This is a genomic window from Crenothrix polyspora (assembly GCF_900163755.1).
Taxonomy (GTDB): Bacteria; Pseudomonadota; Gammaproteobacteria; order Methylococcales; family Methylomonadaceae; genus Crenothrix; species Crenothrix polyspora.
In genome coordinates this window covers 1-2,052 of sequence record NZ_FUKI01000087.1, presented here as the reverse complement: position 1 = coordinate 2,052, position 2,052 = coordinate 1, and the positions used below count along the sequence as shown (strand labels likewise).

Annotated in this window: 4 protein-coding genes; all 4 read right to left on the bottom strand. The window is 45.5% G+C overall.

Features of this window, described 5'->3' with window-relative positions; translation table 11 throughout:
* Positions 1-174 precede the first annotated feature (174 nt).
* Positions 175-384: a cation-transporting P-type ATPase gene (locus CRENPOLYSF2_RS04820; RefSeq protein WP_245807901.1), complete on the bottom strand. Its 210-nt coding sequence runs from the start codon at positions 382-384 to the stop codon at positions 175-177.
* 79 nt (positions 385-463) lie between these two features.
* Positions 464-655: a CPXCG motif-containing cysteine-rich protein gene (locus CRENPOLYSF2_RS04815; RefSeq protein WP_087142816.1), complete on the bottom strand. Its 192-nt coding sequence runs from the start codon at positions 653-655 to the stop codon at positions 464-466.
* A gap of 81 nt (positions 656-736) precedes the next feature.
* Complete coding sequence (locus CRENPOLYSF2_RS18495; protein ID WP_140396802.1) at positions 737-1,312, bottom strand: cytochrome c3 family protein; 576 nt, start codon at positions 1,310-1,312, stop codon at positions 737-739.
* A complete protein-coding gene (locus CRENPOLYSF2_RS04805; RefSeq protein WP_087142814.1) occupies positions 1,313-1,897 on the bottom strand; it encodes a hypothetical protein in 585 nt (194 codons plus the stop codon).
* Positions 1,898-2,052 lie beyond the last annotated feature (155 nt).

Here is a 2,052-nt window from a genome sequence, read left to right as displayed (position 1 = left end):
ACCCCTATTCATAATTTTATGATTAAATTTAATTTAATAATTTCAGTATGTTATAAACTTGTTGAATTTTTGGCGTATTTTCAAAGTCATTTATATCAGCTTATATTTAACAAAAAACAAACGAGAGATGAATTTTTCTTGTTTTAACTCGAAAGTCTAAAATACTAAAATTCATTAAATATCAATATGTTGCTTAAATGCTGAATTTTTATTTAGGGGTGCGGAATGTCGGTCGCGGAACAGGTTTGGGCCAAATTTGGCGAGGCGCACACGGGCTTCGGCACTGGATAAGCCGGCCGCATCGGTTGCCAGCTCTGCCTTAGGTTCTGTGAGTGGTTTTAGCCACCAAGCGGGATGTTCAGGCGTTGTCTTGGATTTTTTCATGGGGTCATCCTGAATAGGGTTTGCTGGCGAACATCAAAAAAGCTTGCCAACGATCAAATCGTAAAGAAAAACAAAACACTTACTCATCTTCGCGACGCACATTAACGCTGAGCACCTCACCCTCCACCGCCGTTACCGAAAAAATAATAGGGCTACAACACACGCTGCAATCTTCGATATACGCCTGATCATCAACCGAGCCGTCAACCAGCACTTCAATGGATTCCCCACAATACGGGCATTGAATAATTTCGCTTTGGAGGTTATGCACTATTTCACCTATGAATTCTAATGTAAGCTAACCGGCTGGCCAGCGAGCTGTTAATAAAACACGGATATCAGAGCCAGTCCGTTAGTCATCTTCATCTTCGATTTCCAGACTGCCACCCGTATGACATGTCAGACAATGTGCGATTTTACCTGGACGATGCGCACCTTCTCCTTCTTCCATCAGATGCTTGACGATAGAGTTGTCGAGCAAATGTGAGCGTGATTCAAAATCGGCACTGAAATCATGACAAGCCGTGCATGAACTGGTGCCGGTGGCACGGAATACAAATTCCCCATGCGGATTTACCATAGCACCGACGGTTATTTGTGCTAGCGCACCACGATGCTCGGTGTGGCAACCCGTACACAGTTTGCCTTCGTGCATTATTTTCTGGTGGAATTCTGATACCGTAGGTCTTGATCGAGCTGCAAAACGCTTTTCATTATGGCATGACGTACATTTATCTGCTGTAGCCCCTTGGAAAGGCTGATGACAGTCACCGCAAGTGGAGATATCCGCATGGAATCGACTCAAATCGCCAGGAGCCCAAAGTGCTCCAGGACGCTTAAGCGTCCCCCAAACTATCCAAGTCAGCAGAAGAGTTATGGCAATTATGACAAACGTAACGATGCCGCGTGGAAGAGGGGAAAATCGCATTTACAACCCGCCAAAATACAGAGCACCGAGGATATGAGTTATCAACAGCACTAAAAATATCACCACCATTGGCATGTGGATAATCTGCCAAATCCGGAAGGTTTCCTCGTCCGAGGCCAAATCATAAAGCCGATCCTGGACATCTTCATGAGAAAGACCCTGAATAAGTAATTCCTTACGCTTGGTACTTAACAAATTTATCGCCTTTCGATGCACCGCCACACCGATCACCCCGCTTACCGCAACAATTCCCATCGCTAGAAGAGCAAGCATTGGAACTAAAGCATGAAAGTGCGGCCCCGCGTGAACCAGAATCAACAACGGCCCTGCAATACCTGCCACTTGATGAACTCGAAACCAGCCTTTAGGCCAACCTGTCTTACGACCATAGCGCTTTTTTACCGAGTAACCGAATACTGTGAGGATAATAGCAAGCCCGCCCCAACCAGCCAGATGTCCAGTTTGGGTATGGCCGAACTGCCAGCCAGATTGAAAGCTAAAAAATACTTCAATCAATAAGCCGATCGCAATAGCGACTATGACGCACCCTATCACGGTGAAAAAGCGTTTGGTAATTGTGGTCATATTTCCATTCTTTTAATACTCGACAAGAAACCGACAGCTTTGTTGGCTACATGTACAGCGTTTTCACAGCTCAATAGTTACAGCGTAACCGTTCGCACTGAGCTTGTCGAAGTGTGCCGTTCATGCTTCGACAAGCTCAGCACGAACGGTGGCTG

Bases quoted from the DNA above. Each gene is read 5' to 3' on its own strand.
- CRENPOLYSF2_RS04820 (WP_245807901.1), bottom strand. From the start codon at position 384: ATGAAAAAATCCAAGACAACGCCTGAACATCCCGCTTGGTGGCTAAAA.
- CRENPOLYSF2_RS18495 (WP_140396802.1), bottom strand. From the start codon at position 1,312: ATGCGATTTTCCCCTCTTCCACGCGGCATCGTTACGTTTGTCATAATT.
- CRENPOLYSF2_RS04805 (WP_087142814.1), bottom strand. From the start codon at position 1,897: ATGACCACAATTACCAAACGCTTTTTCACCGTGATAGGGTGCGTCATA.